Origin of the sequence: Klebsiella quasipneumoniae subsp. quasipneumoniae (genome assembly GCF_020525925.1) — a bacterium.
Lineage (GTDB): Bacteria > Pseudomonadota > Gammaproteobacteria > Enterobacterales > Enterobacteriaceae > Klebsiella > Klebsiella quasipneumoniae.
In genome coordinates this window covers 1,265,683-1,289,565 of record NZ_CP084876.1, presented here as the reverse complement: position 1 = coordinate 1,289,565, position 23,883 = coordinate 1,265,683, and the positions used below count along the sequence as shown (strand labels likewise).

The window sequence follows — 23,883 nt, the reverse complement described above, 5'->3', positions numbered from 1 at the left end:
GATGCTAACTGAGGAGCGCGGCGGAGAAAAGCGATACCCGTCGCCACGGCGCCGCAGAAACAACAAAGCCAGGCGCAAGGCCTGGCTTTGTTGAGAAATGAGGCGGTGCCTTACTCGACGTTTCGCCCGATGTCTGATAAAGCCAGGCTGTTATCAGGAGTTGGACGGCAGGCACCTGTTTGTGCGTCATTCGAAGTTTATGTAGCGCGTCCCGAAGGGGCTGACATAAGAAGGTGAATGAGCCACTGGTTAATATTATGCATGAACTATGCCATCTTTCAAAACATTTTATTAACACGTTGATATATATGACTTTCACCATAAAATCCAACCATTCCAGCGCTGTATACTTTTTATCCATAATGTCGCCAATTAGCGACACTAAATATGCCCCAGTTTACTCATCATTTAAATCAATAACTTAAGTGTCGCCTTTTGACGACACCGCAATATGCCAGTTGTCGGTGATTCCCGACACCCTGGCGTGCCGGCCGTCACAGATAAAAAAAGCCCCCTGCCTGAGCAGGGGGCCGATACGTTCGCGAGACACGCTTCGGGAAGATTAACCCAGCTGTTTACGCGCGTTGCGGAAGATACGCATCCACGGGCTGTCTTCGCCCCAGTTTTCCGGGTGCCAGGAGTTGCTTACGGTGCGGAAGACGCGTTCCGGGTGCGGCATCATGATGGTCGCGCGCCCGCTTTCGCTGGTCACCGCGGTGATACCGTTCGGGGAACCGTTCGGGTTCGCCGGATAGGTTTCGGTCACTTTGCCGAAGTTGTCCACGAAGCGCAGCGCTACCAGACCTTTGCTCTCCAGCTGGGCCAGATGCGCGCTGTCGCGCACTTCCACCAGCCCTTCGCCGTGGGAGACCGCAATCGGCATCTGTGAGCCAACCATGCCTTCCAGCAGCAGAGACGGGCTTTGCGTCACTTCCACCAGGCTGAAGCGCGCTTCAAAGCGGTCAGACTGGTTGCGCACAAAGCGCGGCCACAGGTCGCTGCCCGGGATCAGCTCGCGCAGGTTGGACATCATCTGACAGCCGTTGCACACGCCGAGCGCCAGGGTCTGCGGACGATGGAAGAAGGTCGCGAACTCATCGCGCACGCGCTCGTTGAACAGAATCGACTTCGCCCAGCCTTCGCCTGCCCCCAGCACGTCGCCGTAGGAGAAGCCGCCGCAGGCCACCAGGGCATGGAAATCGCCCAGACCGGTGCGGCCCGCCAGCAGGTCGCTCATATGCACGTCGATGGCGTCAAAGCCGGCGCGATGGAAGGCTGCCGCCATTTCAACGTGAGAGTTCACCCCCTGCTCGCGCAGGACGGCCACTTTCGGACGCGCGCCGGTGGCAATGTACGGCGCGGCGACGTCGTCATTAATATCAAACGAGAGCTTCACATTAAGGCCCGGATCGGCGTCGTTGGCTTTCGCCTCGTGCTCCTGATCGGCGCAGGCCGGGTTGTCACGCAGACGCTGCATCTGCCAGGTGGTTTCCGCCCACCACATGCGCAGGGTGGTGCGGCTTTCGCTAAACACCGTCTGACCGCTGGCGGTCAGCACGAAGCGATCGCCCTCGACCGCTTTACCGAGGTAATGCACGCAGTCCGCCAGGCCGTTAACCGCCAGAATGGCTTCCACTGCCTCACGGTCTGCGGCGCGGACCTGAATCACCGCCCCCAGCTCTTCGTTGAACAGCGCCGCCAGACGGTCGTCGCCCAGCGCGGCGATATCCGCTTCCAGTCCACAGTGGCCGGTAAAGGCCATTTCCGCCAGGGTAACCAGCAGGCCGCCGTCGGAGCGGTCGTGGTAGGCCAGCAGTTTACGCTGCGCCACCAGGGCCTGCATCGCATCCCAGAAGCCTTTCAGCTGCGCGACATCGCGCACGTCAGCCGGCTTGTCGCCGAGCTGGCGATAGACCTGCGCCAACGCCGTCGCGCCCAGCGCGTTGTGCCCTTTACCGAGGTCGATCAGCAGCAGGGCGTTATCTTCCGTCGAAAGCTGCGGCGTGACGGTATGACGAACATCTTCGACACGGGCGAAGGCGGAGATCACCAGCGACAGCGGAGAGGTCATCTCACGCTGCTCGCTGCCTTCCTGCCAGCGGGTTTTCATCGACATTGAGTCTTTGCCGACCGGAATGGTCAGGCCCAGCGCCGGGCACAGCTCTTCGCCCACCGCTTTCACCGCCTCATACAGACCCGCGTCTTCGCCCGGGTGGCCGGCGGCGGCCATCCAGTTAGCCGACAGCTTCACGCGGTTCAGCTCGCCAATCTGCGTGGCGGCGATATTGGTCAGCGCTTCGCCAACCGCCAAACGGCCGGAGGCGGCGAAGTCCAGCAGAGCAACCGGGGCGCGCTCGCCCATCGCCATCGCTTCGCCGTAGTAGCTGTCGAGGCTGGCGGTGGTGACCGCGCAGTTGGCCACCGGGATCTGCCACGGGCCGACCATCTGGTCGCGGGCGACCATACCTGTCACGGTGCGGTCGCCGATGGTCACGAGGAAGGTTTTCTCGGCCACCGTCGGCAGGTGCAGAACGCGATTAACCGCATCGGCGATGGTAATCGGTTGGCGATCCAGCGCGCTGCCCTGGGCTTTCAGGGTCTGCACGTCACGGGTCATTTTCGGCGTTTTGCCAAGCAGGACGTCCAGCGGCAGATCGATCGGCTGATCGTTAAAGTGGCTGTCGCTCAGGCTCAGGTGCTGCTCGGCGGTGGCTTCGCCGATAACCGCATAAGGCGCGCGCTCGCGGCGGCACAGCTCGTCGAACAGCGGCAGTTGCTCCGGGGCGACCGCCAGGACATAACGTTCCTGCGATTCGTTACACCATATCTCCAGCGGGCTCATGCCTGGCTCATCGCTCAGGATATCGCGCAGCTGGAATTTACCGCCGCGGCCGCCGTCGCTGACCAGCTCCGGCATGGCATTGGAGAGACCGCCGGCGCCGACGTCGTGGATAAACAGGATCGGGTTGGCGTCGCCGAGCTGCCAGCAGCGGTCGATCACTTCCTGACAGCGACGCTCCATTTCCGGGTTGTCACGCTGGACGGAGGCGAAATCGAGGTCGGCATCGGACTGGCCGGAGGCCATGGAAGACGCCGCGCCGCCGCCGAGGCCGATGTTCATCGCCGGACCGCCCAGCACGATCAGCTTCGCGCCGACGGTAATCTCGCCCTTCTGCACGTGCTCGCCGCGGATGTTGCCGATACCGCCGGCCAGCATGATTGGTTTGTGGTAGCCGCGCAGCTCTTCACCGTTATGGCTGGTGACTTTCTCTTCATAGGTGCGGAAGTAGCCGTTCAGCGCCGGGCGACCAAATTCGTTGTTAAACGCCGCGCCGCCCAGCGGGCCTTCGGTCATGATGTCCAGGGCGGTGACGATGCGATCCGGCTTGCCGAAATCTTCTTCCCACGGCTGTTCGAAGCCCGGGATGCGCAGGTTGGAAACCGAGAAGCCCACCAGGCCCGCTTTCGGCTTCGCGCCGCGGCCGGTGGCGCCTTCATCGCGGATTTCGCCGCCGGAGCCGGTTGCCGCGCCCGGCCATGGGGAGATGGCCGTCGGGTGGTTATGGGTTTCCACCTTCATCAGAATGTGCGCCGGCTCCTGATGGAAGTCATAGCGTCCGGTCTGGTGGTCGGCAAAATAGCGCCCCACTTCAGACCCTTCCATCACCGCGGCGTTGTCTTTATAGGCCGACAGGACGTAGTCCGGCGTTTTTTCGAAGGTGTTTTTGATCATTTTGAACAGCGACTTCGGCTGCTGTTCGCCGTCGATGATCCAGTCGGCGTTGAAAATTTTGTGACGACAGTGCTCTGAGTTCGCCTGGGCGAACATATACAGCTCGATATCGTTCGGATTGCGTCCCAGACGGGTAAAGGCGTCCTGCAGGTAGTCAATTTCGTCATCTGCCAGCGCCAGCCCCAAACGGAGGTTGGCGTCAATCAGCGCCTGACGCCCTTCGCCCAACAGGTCAACGCTGGTCACCGGCGTCGGCTGATGGTGAGCGAACAGCTTTTCGCCCGCTTCCAGCGCGTCGAAGACGCTCTCCATCATGCGGTCGTGCAGTTCCGCCGCCACCGCGGCCCACTGCGCTTCGGTCAGGGTCGAGGCTTCAACATAATACGCCACGCCGCGCTCCAGACGCACAACCTGAGCCAGGCCGCAGTTATGGGCGATATCGGTAGCTTTAGAAGACCAGGGAGAGATGGTGCCAGGGCGAGGGGTCACGAGCAGTAATTTACCGGTCGGGGTATGGCTGTTTAAGCTCGGGCCATACTTAAGCAGTCGCGCCAGGCGCTCGCGATCGTCAGCGCTCAGCGGGGCGTTCAGATCGGCAAAATGAATATACTCGGCATATATGGCGCTTACCGGAAGGTTGGCCGCCTGAAATCGTGCCAGCAGTTTATTAATACGGAATGCCGACAGTGCAGGTGAACCACGCAAAATTTCCATCATAAGTCTCTCGTCTTCGAAGCTTTCAGGGTGAGCCAGGGGGGGAAACGGGCGTCATTATAGTGAATCCTGCGCCCCGACGAAACCGTTTGCGTAGAAATAAAATCATTGATGCTGTTTATCAATAAATGTGACGTCCATCGCGAATAAGTTGCCAACTGGCGCATTCTTAAGCAGAATGCCGCTCATTCGACGACAACCTTGCGTTTTTTCCGGACATCGCCTGCTGAGGAACCTGAAGCTGCAGAAGATTAACGCGCTGAAAAAATTAAAGATTAATTATCTGCTCATCGGCATTGTCACCCTTTTGCTGGCGGCTGCCCTGTGGCCGTCGATCCCCTGGTCCGGTAAACCGGAGAACCGGGTGGCGGGCATTATCGCTCGCGGCGAGCTACGCATCAGCACCATCAACTCGCCGATGACCTTCGCCACCATGAACAATAAAACCTTCGGCCTGGACTACGAACTGGCGAAGCAGTTTGCCGACTACCTCGGCGTGACGCTTAAGATAACCGTCCGCCAGAACATCAGCCAGCTGTTTGACGACCTCGACGACGGCCAGGCCGATATGCTGGCCGCCGGGCTGGTCTATAACCAGGAGCGGGTGAAAAACTACCAGGCCGGCCCTGGCTACTACTCCGTTTCCCAACAGCTGGTCTATCGCGTCGGCAATACCCGGCCGCGCAGCCTCGCGGCGCTGACCGCCGAGCAGCTCGCCATCGCCCCGGGTCACGTGGCGATCAACGATCTCCAGGTACTGAAAGCGGAGAAATACCCGGATCTTGCCTGGCGCGTGGACGAAAAGCGCGGCACCACCGCGCTGATGCAGGCGGTGATTGACGGCAAACTCGATTACACCATCGCCGACTCGGTGGCCGTCAGCCTGTTTCAGCGCGTCCATCCGGAGCTGGCGGTAGCCCTCGATATCACCGACGAACAGCCGGTCACCTGGTTCAGCGCTCGGGACGACGATAATTCGCTGTCGGCGGCGATGCTTGATTTCTTCAACAATATTAATGAAGACGGCACCCTGGCGCGCCTGGAAGAGAAGTACCTCGGCCACGGCAACGATTTCGATTATGTCGATACCCGCACCTTCCTGCGCGCGGTGGAAAACATTCTTCCGGAGGTGCAGCCGCTGTTTGAAAAGTACGCCCGCGAGATCGACTGGCGCCTGCTGGCCGCCATCAGCTGGCAGGAATCCCACTGGGATCCGCAGGCCACCTCGCCTACCGGCGTGCGCGGCATGATGATGCTTACGCGTAATACGGCGCAGAGTCTGGGGCTGACTGACCGGACCGATGCGGCGCAGAGTATCGACGGCGGTATGCGCTATCTCCAGGATATGATGGATAAAGTGCCGGATTCGATCCCGAAAGATGAACGCATCTGGTTTGCGCTGGCCGCTTACAATATGGGCTATGCCCATATGCTGGACGCCATGGCGCTCACCCGCAAACAGAAAGGCAATCCCAACAGCTGGGCAGACGTTAAGCTGCGTTTACCCCTGCTGAGCCAGAAACCCTATTACAGCAAACTTAAATACGGCTATGCCCGCGGCCATGAGGCCTACGCCTATGTGGAAAACATCCGCAAATATCAGATAAGCCTTGTCGGCTATTTGTCAGAAAAGGAGCGCCAGCAGCAGCAAACGCTGGCCCTGGCGGAGGATTACCCGGCGGTGCTCCCCAATGAGCTCGAACAGCCGCAGGAGACCACCCTGCCCTTTTTCAAGTTTCGCGCCGATAAACAGATGGATAATGCCCGGATGAAACTCCCCGGCCACCTGTATTAACTTTCCCCGTTCTGCTCCCGGGCTTTCTTCAGCGCTTTTTTCTCTTCCCGCCGCCAGCGGAAGAAGTCGCTCAGCATGGCAGAGCAGGATCCCGCCAGCACGCCTTCGCTAATCTCAACCCGATGGTTCATTCCCGGGTGGTGCAGAACATCCATCAGCGAGCCGGCGGCGCCGGTCTTGGCATCCCTGGCGCCAAACACCAGGCGGGCGATACGGCTGTGCACCATCGCGCCCGCGCACATCACGCAGGGCTCGAGGGTCACGTACAGCGTGGCGTCGATCAGGCGATAGTTTTGCAGCACCAGCCCGCCCTGGCGTAAGGCCATAATTTCCGCATGGGCGGTGGGGTCGTGACGGCCTATCGGCCGGTTCCAGCCCTCGCCGATGACCTGATTGTTATGCACCAGCACCGCGCCCACCGGCACCTCGCCCTCTTCCCAGGCGCGCTTCGCCAGCGTCAGGGCATGACGCATCCAGTATTCATCATTGAGTTCGAGGTCAGACACAGCGGCCACTCCAGCAGAAAAAGCGGGGCGCATTATACATGGGAGCTATCAATTACACACTATTACTCCAGTTGCTGCAGCTCTCCCTGCGGGGTGACCCGCCAGCGATGCTGGCAAAAGCCGAGCAATGGGTTATCCTGCTCGCTATCGCTATAGCCGCTATACAGCTGCAGCGGAGCGCCAATCTTTTTCTCCAGCTGCACCACCTTTTCATGGCCCAGGCAGCGCAGGGTCAATACCCAGCCGCCCCAGCGGCGCGCGGTGCGGCTGGCTATCAGATTCACCCGCGGCAGCCAGAGGGTATCGCGATAGACCTGTTCCACCAGCGACTGCGGCGAGCCGGTGATCAACCAGACGTCGGCATCGGTACTGGTCAGGTAGGCCGTCAGCCGCGCATGAACCACCGGAAACGCCGTCACATGATGACGAAACCAGCCGACAAACTCCGCTTCCAGCCGCTTCAGTACCGCCTCGCGACGGCCAAAGGTTGACGCCCACAGCAGCAGGCTCATCGGCCAGCGCGCCGCCCGCCCGCACACCGCCAGCCCGGCAAGGATCGCCGGCCCCATCGCCACCACCAGCAGCAGGTTCAGCGGCAGATGGCGCAGCAGGTAGCGCAGAAAACTGCCGAACATATCCTGTTGATGCAAGGTTCCGTCCAGATCGAAAAACACCACTCTCCGTTCACTGTGCTGCAAACTGCCTCCTTCTCTCAGGATTCGCTTCTCGTTAGGGTAAGCTTAACAGTCTTATGCCAAGAAGAGGGAAAACATCCCTGCCGTTAAGGAAGAATTAAATTAGCAGGCGAAGGAAAAATTGTGGCTTATGAATTTTTAATTCGTGGTATACCCCTTATAATCGAATAAAAATTCTGTCAGACACGAGCCGGACGGCTCCAGCGGAGCTCCAATGAACTGTTTAACGCGTATTCGTCAGCGCTATCCCACCCTGGCGGCGAGCGACAAAAAGTTGGCCGATTTTATTCTGAGCCAACCCGATGACACCCGGCACCTCAGCTCGCAACAGCTGGCGGTGGAAGCCGGTGTGAGTCAGTCCAGCGTGGTTAAATTTGCCCAGAAACTGGGGTTCAAAGGCTTTCCGGCGCTGAAGCTGGCGCTGAGTGAAGCGCTGGCCAGCAGCCCGGATCCGCACTCCGTTCCGGTACATAACCACATTCGCGGTGACGACCCGCTGCGTCTGGTGGGCGAGAAACTCATTAAAGACAATGTCGCCGCCATGCATGCCTCGCTGGACGTCAACACTGAAGAGACGCTGCGGGAAGCCGTCACGCTGCTGCGCAACGCCCGGCGGGTGATCGTCACCGGGATTGGCGCGTCCGGCCTGGTAGCGCGTAACTTTAGCTGGAAGCTGATGAAGATCGGCGTTAATGCTGTTTCGGAGCAGGATATGCACGCCCTGCTGGCGACGGTGCAGGCCATGTCCAGCGACGATCTGCTGCTGGCGATCTCTTACTCCGGCGAGCGTCGGGAGATCAATATGGCGGCCGGTGAAGCGCTGCGCGTGGGCTCCAGGATCCTGGCGATCACCGGCTTTAGCCCTAACGCTCTGCAGCAGCAGGCGACCCACTGCCTGTACACCATCGCCGAAGAGCAGGCGACGCGCAGCGCGGCCATCTCTTCCACCAGCGCGCAAATGATGCTCACCGACCTGCTGTTTATGGGGCTGGTGCAGCAGGATCTGGAGCGGGCGCCGGAGCGCATTCGCCATAGCGAAGCGCTGGTGAAAAAGCTGGTCTGAGCAGAAAATGGGCGTATAATGCCCGCCCTGTTTGTGTTGTTTCTGAGATTTTCCTGATGGCGCTGTTAATTACCAAAAAATGCATCAACTGCGATATGTGCGAGCCGGAGTGCCCCAATGAGGCCATTTCGATGGGTGATAGCATTTATGAGATTAACAGCGACCGCTGCACCGAATGCGTGGGCCATTACGACACGCCCACCTGCCAGAAGGTGTGCCCGATCCCAAATACCATTCTGAAAGATCCGGCACACGTCGAGAATGAAGAACAGCTGTGGGATAAATTCGTCCTGATGCACCACGCGGATAAAATTTAACCGCTTCCCGGCTTAGCTTTCGACAATCACCGTGGCGCAGGCGTAATGGCGCTCATCGGCGAGCGTGACATGAATATGGCTTACCCCCAGTCGTTCCGCCAGCCGTTGCGCCTCACCCCATAGCCGCAGCTTCGGCTTGCCCAGCTCATCGTTGTAAACTTCGAACTGATTAAAGGCCAACCCGTTGCGGATCCCGGTCCCCAGCGCTTTCGCCGCCGCTTCCTTGACCGCAAAGCGTTTCGCCAGAAAACGCACCGGCTGCTGGTGCTGCTCCCAGATGCTCCATTCATGGTCGCTCAGCACCCGGCGGGCAAGGCGATCGCCGCTGCGGGCGATCACCGCCTCGATGCGGGCGATCTCGACGATGTCGGTACCCAGCCCGAGGATGGCCATTAGCCGCGCGCTTCCAGCATCAGACGTTTCATTTCCGCCACCGCCTCTTTCAGGCCGCTCATTACCGCCCGGCCAATAATCGCGTGGCCGATATTCAGCTCATGCATTTCCGGCAGCGCAGCAATCGCTTTCACGTTGTGATAGGTCAGACCGTGACCCGCATTGACCTTCAGGCCGAGGCTGGCGGCGTAGGTGGCCGCTTTGGCAATACGTTCCAGCTCCTTCGCCTGCTCGGCGTCGGTTTTAGCATCGGCATAGCAGCCGGTGTGGATTTCGATATAGGGCGCGCCAACGTCCGCCGCCGCTTTGATCTGCGCTTCATCCGCATCGATAAACAGGGAGACCAGGATGCCGGCATCCGCCAGGCGTTGACAGGCATCACGCATCTTGTCGCGCTGGCCGGCCACGTCCAGTCCGCCTTCGGTGGTCACTTCCTGACGCTTCTCCGGCACCAGGCAGCAGAAATGCGGTTTGGTTTCGCAGGCGATCGTCAGCATCTCTTCGGTGACCGCCATTTCAAGGTTCATGCGGGTGTGCAGCGTCTGGCGCAGGATACGCACATCGCGATCGGTGATATGGCGGCGGTCTTCGCGCAGATGCACGGTTATGCCGTCGGCGCCGGCCTGTTCGGCAATGAAAGCCGCCTGAACCGGATCCGGGTAAGCGGTGCCGCGGGCGTTACGCAAGGTCGCGATATGGTCAATATTGACCCCTAACAGTAATTCAGCCATGACAATCCTCGTTAATCATTATTCGTATTATCCGCTCGCGCCTTTCGCGCGGGCATAAACTGGCGAAACAATTCCCGGCTCTTGAGCGGTTTGCCGCCGAGATAGGGCTTCAGGGCGATACGGGTAAAGCGCTTTGCGGCGCGCAACGTATCAACATCAGGAAACTCGCGACTCGCCAACGCTTTCAAATGGTGCCCGGTAAACGTGTTGTTATCAATCACCAGGCTGGCAATAAAGCCTTTTTCTTCGCGATAGCGGTAGGTCATGGTGTCGTCCACCGGCTCGCCGCTCCCGGCACAGTGGAGAAAATCCACGCCATAGCCCAGGTGTCCGAGCAGCGCCAGCTCAAAGCGCCGCAGCGCAGGCTCCGGCGAGCCGCTGGCCCCGGCGAGCGCCTGAATGCAGTGCAGATAGTCAAAAAAGAGTTCGGAGAAGCGCGTTTCGTGCTCAAGCACACGGGAGATAAGCTCGTTAACGTAAAGACCGCTGTAGAGGGTGATGCCGCTGAGCGGCAGCGCCAGCGAGACAGCTTCCGCGCTGCGCAGGGTTTTGACTTCGCCGCGGCCGCCGAAGCGAACCAGCAAGGGGGTAAAGGGCTGTAAAGCGCCTTTAAGATTCGAGCGTTTGGAGCGTGCGCCCTTGGCAACCAGGCGCACGCGACCGGATTCTTCCGTGAAGACGTCCAGCATCAGGCTGGTTTCGCTCCACGGTCGGCTATGCAGGACAAAGGCGCGCTGCCATCCATCCACGTTGCGTTAACTCAGAGGTCGTCAACATAACCGAGACTGCGCAGGGCGCGCTCATCATCGGCCCAGCCGGATTTCACTTTGACCCACAGCTCGAGGTGGACCGGCGCTTCAAACATCTCCTGCATGTCCTTACGCGCTTCGATGCCGATGGTTTTGATTTTGGCGCCTTTGTTGCCAATCACCATCTTCTTCTGCCCTTCACGCTCGACAAGGATCAGGCCGTTGATGTCGTAACCGCCACGCTCGTTGGTCACGAAACGTTCGATTTCCACGGTGACGGAGTACGGTAGCTCAGCGCCGAGGAAACGCATCAGTTTTTCACGGATGATTTCGGAAGCCATAAAGCGCTGAGAACGATCGGTAATATAATCTTCCGGGAAGTGGTGGATCGCTTCCGGCAGATGCTTACGCACGATCGACGCGATGGTGTCGACGTTGGTCCCCGTTTCCGCCGACATCGGCACGATATCGAGGAAGTTCATCTGGCTGGCGAGGAACTGCAGATGCGGTAACAGATCCGCTTTTTCCTGCACGTTATCCACTTTGTTGACCGCGAGGATCACCGGCGCTTTCGCGTCGCGCAGCTTGTTGAGCACCATCTCGTCGTCCTGCGTCCAGCGAGTGCCTTCCACCACGAAGATGACCAGCTCAACATCGCCAATAGAGCTGCTGGCCGCTTTGTTCATTAAGCGGTTAATGGCGCGCTTTTCTTCCATATGCAGGCCCGGAGTATCGACGTAAATCGCCTGATACGGCCCTTCGGTATGGATGCCGACGATGCGGTGACGGGTAGTCTGCGCTTTACGGGAGGTGATCGAGATCTTCTGCCCAAGCAGCTTATTCAACAGCGTGGATTTGCCAACGTTTGGACGACCCACGATGGCGACAAACCCACAATAACTTTTTTCTTCGCTCATTCCAGCTCCAGCTTTTTCAGCGCCTGTTCGGCGGCAGCCTGCTCCGCCTTACGACGGCTGGAACCTGTGCCAACCACCGGTTCACTCAGGCCACTGACCTGGCAGTGGATAGTAAATTCCTGATCGTGCGCTTCGCCGCGCACCTGGACTACCAGGTAGGACGGCAGCGGCAGATGACGACCCTGCAGATACTCCTGCAGACGCGTCTTCGGATCCTTTTGCTTATCGCCCGGGCTGATTTCGTCCAGACGAGTCTGGTACCAGGAGAGGATTAAGCGTTCAACGTTCTGAATATCACTGTCGAGGAAAACCCCGCCAATTAACGCTTCAACGGTGTCCGCGAGAATCGATTCACGACGGAAACCGCCGCTTTTCAGTTCGCCCGGCCCGAGGCGCAAGCATTCGCCCAGTTCAAACTCGCGGGCGATTTCCGCCAGCGTGTTGCCGCGCACCAGCGTCGCGCGCATACGGCTCATGTCGCCTTCATCCACGCGAGGAAAGCGATGATACAGCGCATTAGCGATCACGAAACTTAAAATGGAGTCGCCTAAAAATTCCAGGCGCTCATTATGTTTGCTGCTGGCACTGCGGTGAGTTAATGCCTGTTGCAACAGCTCCTGATGATGAAAAGTGTAGCCCAGCTTTCGTTGAAGCCGATTAATTACGATGGGGTTCATGCGTTACCAATAAATGAATGCGTCAAAGATGCAGCACACGAAACCGACCTGAGCATACGCTTCAAACAGTAAGTTGAAACAGACCAATACGCTTTCGTGTGCAGTGTCACCCGGCAGAGCGACAACCAAAAACTTCGGGGGGATATTCTATACGCAACGACACGGGATGTCGTTAGTTTGAATGGATTTAAATACTAAATAATTCGCGCCGCTGCGATAACAGCAGCGGCGTGAATTCAGCAGATGAAATCAATGAATTCCACCAATGCGCGATAACCGCACGCCGGTCGGCCATTCACCTTCCTGCTTTTCAAAACTCATCCAGATAGCGGTGGCCTTCCCGACCAGGTTTGCTTCCGGCACAAAGCCCCAGTAACGGCTGTCGGCGCTGTTATCCCGGTTGTCGCCCATCATGAAGTACTGACCCGGCGGCACAATCCAGGTGGCCAGCGGCAGACCGCTCTGATGGTAATACATGCCAGCCTGATCCTGAGCAATCGGCACCATCAGAATACGATGCGTGACGTCGCCCAGCGTCTCCTGACGCTCGGTGAGGCGAATGCCGTCGGCTTTGGTTTCGCCCTTCGGCAGCTGCCAGAAACCGCTGCTCGCTTCGCCGCCGTTGCTGCGGGAGAAGGTCTGAACGAAATCGCTCGGCTCCACGTTGGAGTAAGTCACCGGCAGCGCGTTGCCGCAGGCCTGTCCGGAGCTGCAGCCCGGCTGAATAGTGACCTGCTTGGCAATCGGATCGTAGGTGACTTTATCCCCCGGGAGCCCCACCGCGCGCTTGATGTAGTCCAGGCGCGGGTCTTCCGGATATTTAAACACCACGATGTCGCCGCGCTTCGGATGACCCGTCTCGATCAGCGTTTTCTGGTAGATAGGATCTTTAATGCCGTAGGCAAATTTCTCCACCAGGATGAAATCGCCAATCAGCAGAGTCGGCATCATCGAACCTGACGGGATCTGGAACGGCTCATAAATGAATGAACGTACCACCAGAACGATCGCCAGCACCGGGAAAACCGATGCGCCGGTTTCCAGCCAGCCCGGTTTCGGGCCGACTTTCTTCAACGTCTTTTTGTCCAGCTGCTCGCCGGTCGCTGCCTGAGCAGCGGCCTGACGCTCACGACGTTTCGGTGCAAAAATGAACTTGTCCAGGCACCATAAAACGCCCGTCACCAGGGTTGCAATCACCAGGATCAGGGCAAACATGTTCGCCATGCCAACTCCTTAGGGTTATTTGCCGTCTTTACCAACGTGCAGAATGGCGAGGAACGCTTCCTGCGGCAGTTCAACGTTACCGACCTGCTTCATACGCTTCTTACCTTCTTTCTGCTTCTGCAGCAGCTTTTTCTTACGGCTGACGTCACCGCCGTAGCATTTCGCCAGCACGTTTTTACGCAGCTGTTTCACGGTAGAGCGCGCGATGATGTGGTTGCCGATGGCCGCCTGAATCGCGATGTCGAACTGCTGACGCGGAATAAGATCTTTCATCTTTTCCACCAGCTCGCGGCCGCGATACGGCGCGTTATCGTTGTGGGTGATCAGCGCCAGCGCATCGACGCGCTCGCCGTTGATCAGCACATCGACGCGTACCATGTTCGACGCCTGGAAGCGTTTGAAGTTGTAGTCCAGCGACGCATAGCCGCGGGAGGTAGACTTCAGACGGTCGAAGAAGTCGAGCACCACTTCCGCCATCGGGATTTCGTAGGTCAGCGCCACCTGTTTACCGTGGTAAACCATGTTGGTCTGCACGCCGCGCTTCTCCACGCACAGGGTGATCACGTTGCCGAGGAACTCCTGCGGCAGCAGCATGTGACACTCGGCGATCGGCTCACGCAGCTCCTGAATATTATTCAGCGGCGGCAGCTTGGACGGGCTGTCGACGTAGATAACTTCTTTGGAGGTGGTCTCCACTTCGTAAACTACCGTCGGCGCGGTGGTGATCAGGTCAAGATCGTATTCACGCTCCAGACGCTCCTGAATGATCTCCATGTGCAGCAGGCCGAGGAAGCCGCAGCGGAAGCCGAAGCCCAGCGCGGTAGAACTTTCCGGCTCGTAGAACAGAGAGGCGTCGTTGAGGCTCAGTTTGCCCAGCGCGTCGCGGAAAGCTTCATAATCATCGGAGCTCACCGGGAACAGGCCGGCATACACCTGCGGTTTCACCTTCTTAAAGCCAGGCAGCGCTTTGTCTGCCGGGTTGCGGGCGGCGGTCAGGGTATCGCCCACCGGCGCGCCAAGGATGTCTTTGATCGCGCAGACCAGCCAGCCTACCTCGCCGCATTTCAGCTCGGTACGGTCAACCTGTTTCGGCGTGAAGATGCCCAGACGGTCGGCGTTATAGACCTGGCCGGTACTCATGACCTTGATCTTGTCGCCCTTGCGCATGGTGCCGTTTTTAATTCGTACCAGCGACACTACGCCGAGGTAGTTATCGAACCAGGAGTCGATAATCAGCGCCTGCAGCGGCGCGTCCGGATCGCCTTCCGGCGGCGGAATATCGCGCACCAGACGCTCCAGCACCTCGGTCACGCCGACGCCGGTTTTCGCCGAGCAGCGCACCGCGTCGTGGGCGTCGATCCCGACGATATCTTCAATTTCGTCCGCTACGCGCTCAGGGTCGGCCGCAGGCAGGTCGATCTTGTTGAGTACCGGAACGACCTCCAGGTCCATCTCCATCGCGGTGTAGCAGTTGGCCAGGGTCTGGGCTTCTACGCCCTGCCCGGCGTCAACCACCAGCAGCGCGCCTTCGCACGCGGCGAGGGAACGGGAAACTTCATAAGAGAAGTCCACGTGGCCCGGGGTGTCGATAAAGTTCAGCTGATAGGTCTCACCGTCGTTGCCCTTATAGTCCAGGGTGACGCTCTGCGCCTTGATGGTGATCCCGCGTTCGCGCTCAAGATCCATGGAGTCCAGAACCTGGGCTTCCATTTCACGATCAGAAAGGCCACCGCAAATCTGGATGATACGGTCAGACAGCGTCGACTTACCGTGGTCGATGTGAGCGATGATCGAAAAGTTACGTATATTCTTCATATTTAGAGTTAATTATGCCTTACGAGTATCATGAGGCCGCTGTACTGTGCCTGACGTTTTTTAATCCGAAAACGCCGCATTCTACACTACATCCTTGAAACCAGGAAATGCTGTTAGATCCAGCATAACCGCAGAAATTGTGGCGTTGTAACAGGAAGGGTAAATAAAGATAAGGGCCAGTGAAATCACTGACCCATGTCGGAGGAAGGCGTTTCGATACGCACCAGATCCGGCGGCAACGCGACGCTCAGAATCACCGGCTGCCACGACTGGCGCGCTGCCAGCTGCGGCGACAGACCGCGCGCCACCAGAAACCCGCCGACGCCGCCCAGCAGCGCGCCGCACAGCGAAGCGATATCGCTGGCAAACAGCACCTGGAAGATCGACGCCATCACAAACAGACCCACCAGCGGCGCCATGTAGACCAACAGCGCCGAACCCAGCAGACTGCTCTCGGCGATCCCCAGCTCCACTTTTTGCCCCGCCGTCAACGGCTGCTCGCAGGGCACGCTGATGGTATGGCTGGTCTGCGGCCCCAGCTTGTTTAATACCCGGCTGCCGCAGCCGGCGCGGGAGGCGCAACTGCTGCAGGAGGCTTTAACGTCGCAGTGCACCTGCGCCACGCCGTTATGCCAGGAAACCACGGTGGCCCACTCTTTGATCATTGTACTGCCTTGAATTTAATGCTGTCTGAGATACGCTTCGCCGTCTGCGGCGGCAGTTCGCCCACCACGGTGATCTCCGCGTTATCGCGTACCGTCGTGCTGACGGTGCGTCGGCCGGTGCGCAACAGCTGGTCGCTGCTGGCCGCGGTGGCGCGGTTGATATTGATCGAGAAGCTGAACAAGCCGTCGGAATAGAGACGTGATTCTACCGGACCATCAAAGGTGGGCAGACGACGCTGGCTGCTGGAGACCTCAGTCATGCCCTGAGGGAGCCACGTTGGCGCCCAGTTGAAGTTGGCTTTGTCGCCCCCTTCAGGCACCGACAGCTGCGGCGGCAAATTCGCTTTCGCCAGCGTCTCCATGCTGGCGCTGACGTTATCGCCAACGTTGAAAGAGACGACCCGGAACTGCTCCAGCGTTTCACCGTCGCGGTCGAGCAAATCGACGCGCAGCGGCAGCTTGGTCTCAGCGTCCAGCCAGGCGATAAAGCTATAGCGCGTGCCGTCGCGAGCCACGACGCGGATCACGTCGCAGAGGCGGTCGGCGATACGGGTACGGCCCACGGAGATAAAATCATAGGCTGCGCTGAGACGTTTGAAATCGCTGTAAACCAACGACGGCAGCGAATCGACGATATAGTCGCCGTTCAGGGTGAACGGATCGAGGCCGGGTTCAAAATAGCTGATTTCCGTACCGCGCAGGACCACTTCCCGGCGCGGACCGTCCAGCTGCAGAAGCTGCGCCAGCGGTTGATTGTTCAGTCGCGCGTGACGATAGCGCAGCGACTCAACGCCTTGTTTGCTGATGCTGACGAAAGACAGCTCATAATTGAGGGACTGGCTGGCCAGGTTCATCTGCTGCAACAACGCCCCGGACGATGTATCAGCCGAGGCGTTGACAGAGAACAACAGACTGCCTGCCATGAGCGACATGGCACACCAAAGTTGCTTCATTACTGCGATTGCGTTCCTAAAGTTTGATAACCCGGCACCTGGACTGCGGCCTGCTGAGTCTGGGCCTGGCCAAACTGAAGCTGCTCAGCGTGCAGGCGGCGCTGCAGTTCGTAGTCCTGCAGCATGGCGTTAATCCGCCGACGCTGTTCCTGGACCTGAGCCTGCTGGCCGCTACCTGCTGATACGTCAGCCGGTACGCCAAGGCTTACCGGGCTCGCTTTACCCATCATCGGCAGCGTATTGAACACCGGCGCCTCTGGCTGCTGAGCGGCATCAGACTGCCCATTATAGTGCTGGACGCCGACGATAACCGCAAGCGATACGCAGGCGGCAACGCCCATCTGGGTCAGTGAGCTAGCCCACGGACGCACTTTGTTCCAGAACGGCATCTGCCGCCACTGGTGCGGTGCGGGCTGAGATTCAGGAATAAGCGGCGCCGTCTGACGAACGGGCTCATTTTCAATGGCGGCCATCACCCGGGCGGAGATATCAAATTGCAGCACCTCTGCGGTATCGCCACGCAGCGTATCGCGGATAAGGTGATAACTCTCCCAGGTTTTTTGCATCTCAGAAGAACGACTCAGCTCGTTGAGCAGTTCGTTATCCAGCGTTTCACCATCCATTAAAGCCGAAAGTTTTTCTTTCTGCATGCCTGATACCCTTTTCCAGTATTCCGCTATCGTCAACGCCTGATAAGCGGTTGAACTTTATTATCAATAGCTTCTCGCGCCCGGAAGATACGCGAACGCACCGTCCCAACCGGACAATCCATGATAGCGGCTATCTCTTCATAGCTTAGGCCATCCAGCTCCCGTAACGTAATTGCCATGCGTAAATCTTCCGGAAGCGATTCAATGGTACGAAAAACTATTTGTCTCAGTTCTTCTGACAACATTAAGTTCTCAGGGTTCGAAATTTCTTTCAACGCCCCGCCGCTTTCGAAGTTTTCCGCCTCGTTAGCGTCAACATCGCTGGACGGCGGACGGCGTCCCTGAGCAACCAGATAATTCTTCGCCGTATTGACGGCGATACGGTATAACCAGGTGTAAAAAGCGCTATCTCCCCGGAAAGAGTCCAGCGCACGCCATGCCTTAACGAACGATTCCTGAACGACGTCAGCGATATCGCCCGGCGGTACATAGCGGGAAACCAGGCTCGCGACCTTATGCTGATAGCGCACTACCAGCAAATTAAACGCTTTCTGATCTCCTTTCTGGACCCGTTCAACAAGGACCTGATCCGTTAACTGCTCGCTCATCCGAGGTAATGTCTCCCCAAACCCAATTCCCATGCGTCTTCAAAACACCACCCAAAATCTGCATTATGAGCAAGCTGACTCTTGGAGTGTATGAAAACAATAAAGTTCCGTTACGCTTTTGTTTTTTGTCTGGCAACGGCGGCAGATCGTTATCAATCATTATATGCCCAGGTTGCTAAACGATAGGTTAGTCAATAAGAAAAAGCGCAGGCCCGTCTGAAGGGTATCGTAACACGGCGTTTATTTCACTATAAAATCCAATGCTATCAACCTGCCACGCGTCTCATTTTCGCCGTGCTCCAGACCGTTTCCGCTCGCCTGCTGTTTAGCCGTCACAACGCCAGTTAAAAAAAATTGTACGATTCCTCACGAGCTGGTGCTATTGTGAGCTAAATGTGTTTAGTAAATTAAACAAAGACGATGAATACCACTCCTGACTTCTCTTGTGATGTGTTGATTATCGGCAGCGGCGCTGCCGGCCTCTCTCTTGCGCTGCGCCTGGCAGAGCACAGTTCGGTGACGGTGTTGAGTAAAGGGCCGATCAGCGAAGGTTCGACGTTCTATGCGCAGGGCGGGATTGCCGCCGTCTTCGACGAGACCGACAGTATTGAATCCCATGTCGAAGATACCCTGATCGCCGGCGCAGGGTTATGCGATCGCCATGCGGTCACCTTCGTCGCCAGCAACGCCAGACCATGCGTCCAGTGGCTTATCGATCAGGGCGTATTGTTTGACACCCAGGTCCAGGCCAATGGCGAAGAGAGCTATCATCTCACGCGCGAAGGGGGCCACAGCCATCGGCGCATTCTTCACGCCGCCGACGCTACCGGCAAAGCGGTGGAGACGACGCTGGTCGATAAAGCCCTCGCCCATCCCAATATCCGCATCCTTGAGCGCAGCAATGCCGTCGACTTGATCGTATCGGATAAGATTGGCCTGCCGGGCACGCGCCGGGTGGTCGGGGCATGGATCTGGAACCGCAATAAAGAGCGCGTGGAAACCTGCAGCGCGAAGGCGGTAGTGCTCGCCACCGGCGGAGCCGCCAAGGTTTATCAATACACCACTAACCCCGACGTCTCTTCCGGAGACGGTATCGCGATGGCCTGGCGGGCGGGCTGCCGGGTGGCGAATCTGGAATTCAACCAGTTTCACCCCACCGCGCTGTATCATCCGCAGGCGCGCAATTTCCTGCTGACCGAAGCGCTGCGCGGCGAAGGCGCCCACCTTAAACGCCCGGACGGCACCCGCTTTATGCCGGACTTTGACGAACGCGGCGAGTTGGCCCCACGCGATATCGTCGCCCGCGCCATCGATCATGAGATGAAGCGCCTTGGCGTTGACTGTATGTTCCTTGATATCAGCCATAAACCCGAGGCGTTTGTTCGCCAGCACTTCCCGATGATTTACGAAAAGCTGCTCGGTCTGGGAATTGATTTAACCAAAGATCCGGTGCCGGTCGTCCCTGCCGCGCATTACACCTGCGGCGGCGTGATGGTGGATGATAATGGCCGCACCGACGTCGATGGGTTATACGCCATCGGCGAAGTCAGCTATACCGGGCTGCACGGCGCGAACCGTATGGCCTCGAACTCGCTGCTGGAGTGTCTGGTATACGGCTGGTCCGCCGCAGAAGATATTGCCCGTCGCCTGCCGCTGGCCCAGAAGGTCAGCACCCTGCCGGCGTGGGATGAAAGTCAGGTGGAGATCCCGGATGAACTGGTGGTTATCCAGCATAACTGGCACGAGCTGCGCCTGCTGATGTGGGATTACGTGGGGATTGTGCGCACCACCCGCAGGCTGGAGCGCGCCCTGCGGCGCATTACCATGCTGCAGCAGGAGCTGGATGAGTATTACGCCCGCTTCCGCGTCTCGAATAATCTGCTGGAGCTGCGCAATCTGGTGCAGGTGGCGGAACTTATCGTACGCTGCGCGATGTTGCGCAAAGAGAGCCGGGGACTGCATTACACCCTCGACTATCCGCAGCCGCTGCCGAACAGCGGTCCGTCGATATTGTCGCCCCTGGCTCACATAAAGAGATAAAAATCCTCGGTCAGAGCGGTAAAGCCTTCTGAATACTGCTGCTCTGGCCCGCGGATCGCCAGCCTGTCGCTGAAACACTCCCCCGCCGTCGGGGAGAAAGCCAGCAGCACCCGATGCGGCGGCCGCATCTCGGTCTCCGCCACATCAGTGCGCAGTCGCAGGTGCCAGCCCATCGCGGTTGCCCGTTCGATAAACGCATTTCCGATATCGACCGGCAGCACCACGCAAAAAAAGCCTTCTTCGGTGATATGCTCAGCGGCACAGGTCAGCAGAGAAGCGTGATCGAGCGTCGTGGTATACCGCGCCTGCTCCCGCTGCGAGGTGGCGCAAGGCACCCCTTCCGCAAAAAAGGGCGGGTTACTGATTATCAGTTGATAGCGTCGGGTCTGCGGCGGCTGCCACTGATGAATATCGACCTGACAGACCTCAACCCGCGAAGCCCATGGCGACGCAAGGGCATTTTCCTGCGCCTGGGCGGCGGCCTCCTCATCCAGTTCGACCGCATCGACACGCACATCATCGCCGGTACGCTGCGCGAGCATTAGCGCCAGCAGGCCGCTGCCGGCGCCAATATCCAGCACATGTTTCACCCCGGCAATCGGCGCCCAGGCGCCGAGCAAAATGCCGTCGGTACCCACCTTCATCGCGCAACGATCGTGGGCGACAAAAAACTGTTTGAAGGTAAAACCATTGCGCGGCAGCGCAAACTTCGACTGAGACATCCTCAATAACCTTGCCGACAAAAAACTCCTGAACGTAAGGCTATGCACAATACCGGAGAACAGATAGCCTTACAAACAGATGAACATTACGTCAGTAACGTCTATAATCGGCGGCCCACTCAGAGGTAGAACATGACTGTAACGACTTTTTCCGAACTTGAACTCGATGAAAACCTGCTGGAAGCCCTCCAGGATAAAGGTTTCACTCGCCCGACAGCCATTCAGGCCGCCGCTATTCCGCCTGCGCTCGATGGCCGTGACATTCTCGGTTCAGCGCCGACCGGCACCGGTAAAACGGCGGCGTATCTGCTGCCAGCGTTGCAGCACCTGCTCGATTTCCCGCGTAAGAAATCCGGCCCGCCGCGTATTCTTATCCTGACGCCGACCCGTGAGCTGGCGATGCAGGTGGCTGACCACGCCCGCGAGCTGGCGAAGCATACCCATCTGGATATCGCCACCATTACCGGCGGCGTAGCCTACATGAACCACGCGGAAGTGTTCAGCGAAAACCAGGACATCGTGGTCGCCACCACTGGTCGCCTGCTGCAGTATATAAAAGAAGAGAACTTCGACTGCCGCGCCGTCGAGACCCTGATCCTCGATGAAGCCGACCGCATGCTGGACATGGGCTTTGCGCAGGATATCGAAACCATCGCCGGTGAAACCCGCTGGCGCAAGCAGACCATGCTGTTCTCCGCGACGCTGGAAGGCGATGCGATCAAAGACTTCGCTGAGCGCCTGCTGGAAGAGCCGGTTGAAGTTTCCGCTACCCCGTCGACTCGCGAGCGTAAGAAAATCCATCAATGGTACTATCGCGCGGACGATATCGAACATAAGACCAGGCTGCTGGTGAATCTGCTGCAACAGCCGGAAGCTACCCGCGCTATCGTCTTTGTGCGCAAGCGCGAGCGCGTGCATGAGCTGGCCAACTGGCTGCGTGAAGCGGGGATTAACACCTGCTGGCTGGAAGGCGAGATGGTGCAGGCCAAGCGTAACGAAGCCATTAAGCGTCTGACCGACGGCCGCGTAAACGTGCTGATCGCCACCGACGTCGCCGCCCGCGGTATCGATATTCCGGACGTCAGCCACGTCTTTAACTTCGATATGCCGCGCACCGCCGACATCTATCTGCACCGTATCGGTCGTACCGGCCGCGCAGGTAAGAAAGGCACCGCGATTTCGCTGGTTGAAGCGCACGATCACCTGCTGCTGGGCAAGATCGGCCGCTACGTTGAAGAACCGCTGAAAGCTCGCGTGATTGATGAATTGCGACCCAAAACCCGCGCGCCAAGCGAGAAGTTGACCGGTAAACCATCGAAGAAAGTGCTGGCGAAACGCGCCGAGAAAAAAGAGAAAGAAAAAGAGAAGCCGCGGGTGAAGAAGCGCCACCGCGATACGAAAAATATCGGTAAGCGCCGGAAGCCAAGCGCGACCGGGACACCATCAGTGTCGAGCGAAGAGTAAAAAAAACGCCGGGATATCCCGGCGTTTTCACATCTGGCGTTAGCCTTACAGGCTTTCGGTAAAGGTACGAGCGATAACGTCGCGCTGCTGTTCCGGAGTCAGGGAGTTGAAGCGTACCGCGTAGCCGGAAACACGAATGGTCAGCTGCGGGTATTTTTCCGGATGCTCAACCGCGTCCAGCAGGGTTTCGCGACGCAGCACGTTAACGTTCAGGTGCTGACCGCCTTCCACGCGAACTTCTGGTTTCACGTCTACCGGGATTTCACGGTATTCGATTTCACCCAGTTTGCTGACTGCCACCACGTCATCTTCCGCAAAACCACCTTTGGCGCACAGGCAACGCGCTTCGCCTTTTTCGCTATCCAGCAGCCAGAAAGAGTTCAGCAGGTCGTCGTTTGCCGCTTTAGTAATTTGGATACCAGTAATCATTTGATGCCTCCCAGGCAGTGTTTATTCGATTTTGGCCTCTTCGCGGCCAATTGGTAAAACCATTGTTGTATGAGTGTATATATATCAGCCACACCCTCGGCATTCTTTGATGTAAATCAATAAAAACCACTCACTCTAAGTGGTTATGCAAGGATTTTATTGTTTTACATCAAGTTACGCCATAAGCCGCTATAAATAATTTTGTAAATTTTCAATTTTTTTTGCATAAAGGCCCGCGTCAAGCCGTGCCGATTTTGTTCTGTAGAAAGAAGCCGTTAAGCTATAGCGATGACCCTTTGCAGGAGAGCAAGATGACCACCCCTTTAACCTGGCATGACGTGCTGGCGGATGAAAAGCAACAACCCTATTTTCTCAATACTCTGAAGACCGTCGCCGAAGAGCGCCAGTCCGGGATCACCATCTATCCACCGCAAAAAGATGTCTTTAATGCGTTTCGCTTTACCGAACTGGGCGATGTCAAAGTCGTCATTCTCGGTCAGGACCCCTATCACGGCCCGGGGCAAGCCCACGGTCTGGCGTTCTCGGTTCGCCCCGGCGTCGCTATCCCGCCCTCGCTGCTGAATATGTACAAAGAGCTGGAGGCCACTATCCCTGGCTTTACCCGCCCTACCCATGGTTACCTGGAAAGCTGGGCGCGCCAGGGGGTGCTCCTGCTTAATACGGTCCTGACCGTCCGCGCCGGGCAGGCGCACTCGCACGCCAGCCTCGGCTGGGAGACGTTTACCGATAAGGTAATCGCGTTAATCAATGAGCACTGCGAGGGGGTGGTCTTTCTGCTGTGGGGCTCCCATGCGCAGAAGAAAGGCGCGATTATCGATCGCCAGCGCCACTGCGTACTGAAGGCGCCGCACCCTTCACCGCTCTCCGCGCATCGCGGCTTCTTTGGCAGCAACCATTTCGTGCAAACCAATCAGTGGCTGGCCGATCGCGGCGAAGCGCCGATTGACTGGATGCCGGTCCTTCCCGCCGAAAGCGAGTGATCGACAGCCATAAAAAAAGCCA

23 protein-coding genes are annotated in these 23,883 nt (G+C 58.1%); 6 read left to right on the top strand and 17 right to left on the bottom strand.

The window, feature by feature from the left end; genetic code table 11:
• Positions 1-562: 562 nt before the first annotated feature.
• Positions 563-4,450 carry a phosphoribosylformylglycinamidine synthase gene (purL, locus tag LGM20_RS06425; RefSeq protein ID WP_044524363.1) on the bottom strand — a complete coding sequence of 1,296 codons (3,888 nt, stop codon included), beginning with the start codon at positions 4,448-4,450 and terminating at the stop codon, positions 563-565.
• A gap of 175 nt (positions 4,451-4,625) precedes the next feature.
• Between purL and mltF the strand changes: the two genes are divergently transcribed.
• Entirely contained in the window at positions 4,626-6,242 is a 1,617-nt protein-coding gene (gene mltF / locus LGM20_RS06420; RefSeq protein WP_044524364.1) for a membrane-bound lytic murein transglycosylase MltF, read from the top strand.
• Here mltF and tadA read toward each other — a convergent pair.
• A complete protein-coding gene (gene tadA, locus LGM20_RS06415; RefSeq protein ID WP_023290663.1) occupies positions 6,239-6,748 on the bottom strand; it encodes a tRNA adenosine(34) deaminase TadA in 510 nt (169 codons plus the stop codon). The two genes, mltF and tadA, sit on opposite strands and share 4 nt — an antisense overlap.
• A 62-nt stretch (positions 6,749-6,810) precedes the next feature.
• Complete coding sequence (gene yfhb / locus LGM20_RS06410; protein WP_023318887.1) at positions 6,811-7,422, bottom strand: phosphatidylglycerophosphatase C; 612 nt, start codon at positions 7,420-7,422, stop codon at positions 6,811-6,813.
• Between the two features lie 235 nt (positions 7,423-7,657).
• Between yfhb and LGM20_RS06405 the strand changes: the two genes are divergently transcribed.
• Both LGM20_RS06405 and LGM20_RS06400 read left to right on the top strand, forming a co-directional pair.
• The gene (locus LGM20_RS06405; protein WP_023290664.1) at positions 7,658-8,506 is read left to right on the top strand and encodes a MurR/RpiR family transcriptional regulator; all 849 of its coding nucleotides are present in this window, start codon (positions 7,658-7,660) and stop codon (positions 8,504-8,506) included.
• 56 nt (positions 8,507-8,562) lie between these two features.
• A complete protein-coding gene (locus LGM20_RS06400) occupies positions 8,563-8,823 on the top strand; it encodes a YfhL family 4Fe-4S dicluster ferredoxin (protein ID WP_023290665.1) in 261 nt (86 codons plus the stop codon).
• Between the two features lie 12 nt (positions 8,824-8,835).
• Here the strand turns inward: LGM20_RS06400 and acpS are convergent, their stop codons facing one another.
• From acpS to rseD, 12 genes are all read right to left on the bottom strand, one after another.
• Entirely contained in the window at positions 8,836-9,216 is a 381-nt protein-coding gene (gene acpS / locus LGM20_RS06395; RefSeq protein WP_004201835.1) for a holo-ACP synthase, read from the bottom strand.
• Positions 9,216-9,947, bottom strand: a complete 732-nt coding sequence (pdxJ, locus tag LGM20_RS06390; RefSeq protein ID WP_004201834.1) for a pyridoxine 5'-phosphate synthase — start codon at positions 9,945-9,947, stop codon at positions 9,216-9,218. Before pdxJ ends, acpS begins: the two co-directional genes overlap by 1 nt.
• Positions 9,948-9,958: 11 nt before the next feature.
• Positions 9,959-10,696, bottom strand: coding sequence for a DNA repair protein RecO (recO, locus tag LGM20_RS06385; protein ID WP_002914062.1), 738 nt, complete (start codon positions 10,694-10,696; stop codon positions 9,959-9,961).
• A gap of 11 nt (positions 10,697-10,707) precedes the next feature.
• On the bottom strand, positions 10,708-11,613 hold the full coding sequence (era, locus tag LGM20_RS06380; RefSeq protein ID WP_023290667.1) for a GTPase Era: 906 nt from the start codon (positions 11,611-11,613) through the stop codon (positions 10,708-10,710).
• Positions 11,610-12,290: a ribonuclease III gene (gene rnc, locus LGM20_RS06375; RefSeq protein WP_002914065.1), complete on the bottom strand. Its 681-nt coding sequence runs from the start codon at positions 12,288-12,290 to the stop codon at positions 11,610-11,612. The genes era and rnc overlap by 4 nt, the downstream gene beginning before the upstream one ends.
• 249 nt (positions 12,291-12,539) lie before the next feature.
• Positions 12,540-13,514: a signal peptidase I gene (lepB, locus tag LGM20_RS06370; protein WP_004201827.1), complete on the bottom strand. Its 975-nt coding sequence runs from the start codon at positions 13,512-13,514 to the stop codon at positions 12,540-12,542.
• A 15-nt stretch (positions 13,515-13,529) separates the two neighbouring features.
• Positions 13,530-15,329 carry a translation elongation factor 4 gene (gene lepA / locus LGM20_RS06365; RefSeq protein ID WP_044524366.1) on the bottom strand — a complete coding sequence of 600 codons (1,800 nt, stop codon included), beginning with the start codon at positions 15,327-15,329 and terminating at the stop codon, positions 13,530-13,532.
• A 185-nt stretch (positions 15,330-15,514) separates the two neighbouring features.
• Positions 15,515-15,994: a SoxR-reducing system protein RseC gene (gene rseC / locus LGM20_RS06360; protein ID WP_004201822.1), complete on the bottom strand. Its 480-nt coding sequence runs from the start codon at positions 15,992-15,994 to the stop codon at positions 15,515-15,517.
• Positions 15,991-16,947, bottom strand: a complete 957-nt coding sequence (rseB, locus tag LGM20_RS06355) for a sigma-E factor regulatory protein RseB (RefSeq protein ID WP_004201821.1) — start codon at positions 16,945-16,947, stop codon at positions 15,991-15,993. The genes rseC and rseB overlap by 4 nt, the downstream gene beginning before the upstream one ends.
• Positions 16,947-17,597 (bottom strand): anti-sigma-E factor RseA, encoded by a 651-nt coding sequence (gene rseA, locus LGM20_RS06350; RefSeq protein WP_032453736.1) that lies wholly within the window; start codon positions 17,595-17,597, stop codon positions 16,947-16,949. The genes rseB and rseA overlap by 1 nt, the downstream gene beginning before the upstream one ends.
• 32 nt (positions 17,598-17,629) lie before the next feature.
• Positions 17,630-18,205, bottom strand: a complete 576-nt coding sequence (gene rpoE, locus LGM20_RS06345; RefSeq protein ID WP_002914074.1) for an RNA polymerase sigma factor RpoE — start codon at positions 18,203-18,205, stop codon at positions 17,630-17,632.
• On the bottom strand, positions 18,202-18,297 hold the full coding sequence (rseD, locus tag LGM20_RS26605) for a rpoE leader peptide RseD (protein ID WP_223822583.1): 96 nt from the start codon (positions 18,295-18,297) through the stop codon (positions 18,202-18,204). Before rseD ends, rpoE begins: the two co-directional genes overlap by 4 nt.
• Positions 18,298-18,625: 328 nt before the next feature.
• On the opposite strand from rseD, the gene nadB reads away from it, so the two are divergent.
• Positions 18,626-20,245: an L-aspartate oxidase gene (nadB, locus tag LGM20_RS06335; RefSeq protein ID WP_023290670.1), complete on the top strand. Its 1,620-nt coding sequence runs from the start codon at positions 18,626-18,628 to the stop codon at positions 20,243-20,245.
• On the opposite strand, the gene trmN is transcribed toward nadB, so the two are convergent.
• Entirely contained in the window at positions 20,230-20,967 is a 738-nt protein-coding gene (gene trmN, locus LGM20_RS06330) for a tRNA(1)(Val) (adenine(37)-N(6))-methyltransferase TrmN (protein ID WP_044524367.1), read from the bottom strand. The genes nadB and trmN overlap by 16 nt on opposite strands.
• A gap of 132 nt (positions 20,968-21,099) precedes the next feature.
• Between trmN and srmB the strand changes: the two genes are divergently transcribed.
• A complete protein-coding gene (gene srmB, locus LGM20_RS06325; RefSeq protein ID WP_044524368.1) occupies positions 21,100-22,431 on the top strand; it encodes an ATP-dependent RNA helicase SrmB in 1,332 nt (443 codons plus the stop codon).
• Positions 22,432-22,476: 45 nt separating this feature from the next.
• On the opposite strand, the gene grcA is transcribed toward srmB, so the two are convergent.
• On the bottom strand, positions 22,477-22,860 hold the full coding sequence (gene grcA, locus LGM20_RS06320; protein ID WP_002914084.1) for an autonomous glycyl radical cofactor GrcA: 384 nt from the start codon (positions 22,858-22,860) through the stop codon (positions 22,477-22,479).
• Between the two features lie 311 nt (positions 22,861-23,171).
• Here grcA and ung point away from each other — a divergent pair, with 311 nt between their 5' ends.
• A complete protein-coding gene (gene ung / locus LGM20_RS06315) occupies positions 23,172-23,861 on the top strand; it encodes a uracil-DNA glycosylase (protein WP_023290673.1) in 690 nt (229 codons plus the stop codon).
• The last annotated feature ends 22 nt before the right edge of the window (positions 23,862-23,883 follow it).

What these genes read in the sequence shown, in the direction of transcription:
- rnc (WP_002914065.1), bottom strand. Translation starts at nt 12,290, where the DNA reads ATGAACCCCATCGTAATTAATCGGCTTCAACGAAAGCTGGGCTACACT.
- lepB (WP_004201827.1), bottom strand. Translation starts at nt 13,514, where the DNA reads ATGGCGAACATGTTTGCCCTGATCCTGGTGATTGCAACCCTGGTGACG.
- nadB (WP_023290670.1), top strand. Translation starts at nt 18,626, where the DNA reads ATGAATACCACTCCTGACTTCTCTTGTGATGTGTTGATTATCGGCAGC.
- rseC (WP_004201822.1), bottom strand. Translation starts at nt 15,994, where the DNA reads ATGATCAAAGAGTGGGCCACCGTGGTTTCCTGGCATAACGGCGTGGCG.
- mltF (WP_044524364.1), top strand. Translation starts at nt 4,626, where the DNA reads ATGCCGCTCATTCGACGACAACCTTGCGTTTTTTCCGGACATCGCCTG.
- trmN (WP_044524367.1), bottom strand. Translation starts at nt 20,967, where the DNA reads ATGTCTCAGTCGAAGTTTGCGCTGCCGCGCAATGGTTTTACCTTCAAA.
- LGM20_RS06400 (WP_023290665.1), top strand. Translation starts at nt 8,563, where the DNA reads ATGGCGCTGTTAATTACCAAAAAATGCATCAACTGCGATATGTGCGAG.
- srmB (WP_044524368.1), top strand. Translation starts at nt 21,100, where the DNA reads ATGACTGTAACGACTTTTTCCGAACTTGAACTCGATGAAAACCTGCTG.
- purL (WP_044524363.1), bottom strand. Translation starts at nt 4,450, where the DNA reads ATGATGGAAATTTTGCGTGGTTCACCTGCACTGTCGGCATTCCGTATT.
- LGM20_RS06405 (WP_023290664.1), top strand. Translation starts at nt 7,658, where the DNA reads ATGAACTGTTTAACGCGTATTCGTCAGCGCTATCCCACCCTGGCGGCG.
- era (WP_023290667.1), bottom strand. Translation starts at nt 11,613, where the DNA reads ATGAGCGAAGAAAAAAGTTATTGTGGGTTTGTCGCCATCGTGGGTCGT.
- rseB (WP_004201821.1), bottom strand. Translation starts at nt 16,947, where the DNA reads ATGAAGCAACTTTGGTGTGCCATGTCGCTCATGGCAGGCAGTCTGTTG.
- ung (WP_023290673.1), top strand. Translation starts at nt 23,172, where the DNA reads ATGACCACCCCTTTAACCTGGCATGACGTGCTGGCGGATGAAAAGCAA.
- acpS (WP_004201835.1), bottom strand. Translation starts at nt 9,216, where the DNA reads ATGGCCATCCTCGGGCTGGGTACCGACATCGTCGAGATCGCCCGCATC.
- grcA (WP_002914084.1), bottom strand. Translation starts at nt 22,860, where the DNA reads ATGATTACTGGTATCCAAATTACTAAAGCGGCAAACGACGACCTGCTG.
- rseA (WP_032453736.1), bottom strand. Translation starts at nt 17,597, where the DNA reads ATGCAGAAAGAAAAACTTTCGGCTTTAATGGATGGTGAAACGCTGGAT.
- rpoE (WP_002914074.1), bottom strand. Translation starts at nt 18,205, where the DNA reads ATGAGCGAGCAGTTAACGGATCAGGTCCTTGTTGAACGGGTCCAGAAA.
- pdxJ (WP_004201834.1), bottom strand. Translation starts at nt 9,947, where the DNA reads ATGGCTGAATTACTGTTAGGGGTCAATATTGACCATATCGCGACCTTG.
- lepA (WP_044524366.1), bottom strand. Translation starts at nt 15,329, where the DNA reads ATGAAGAATATACGTAACTTTTCGATCATCGCTCACATCGACCACGGT.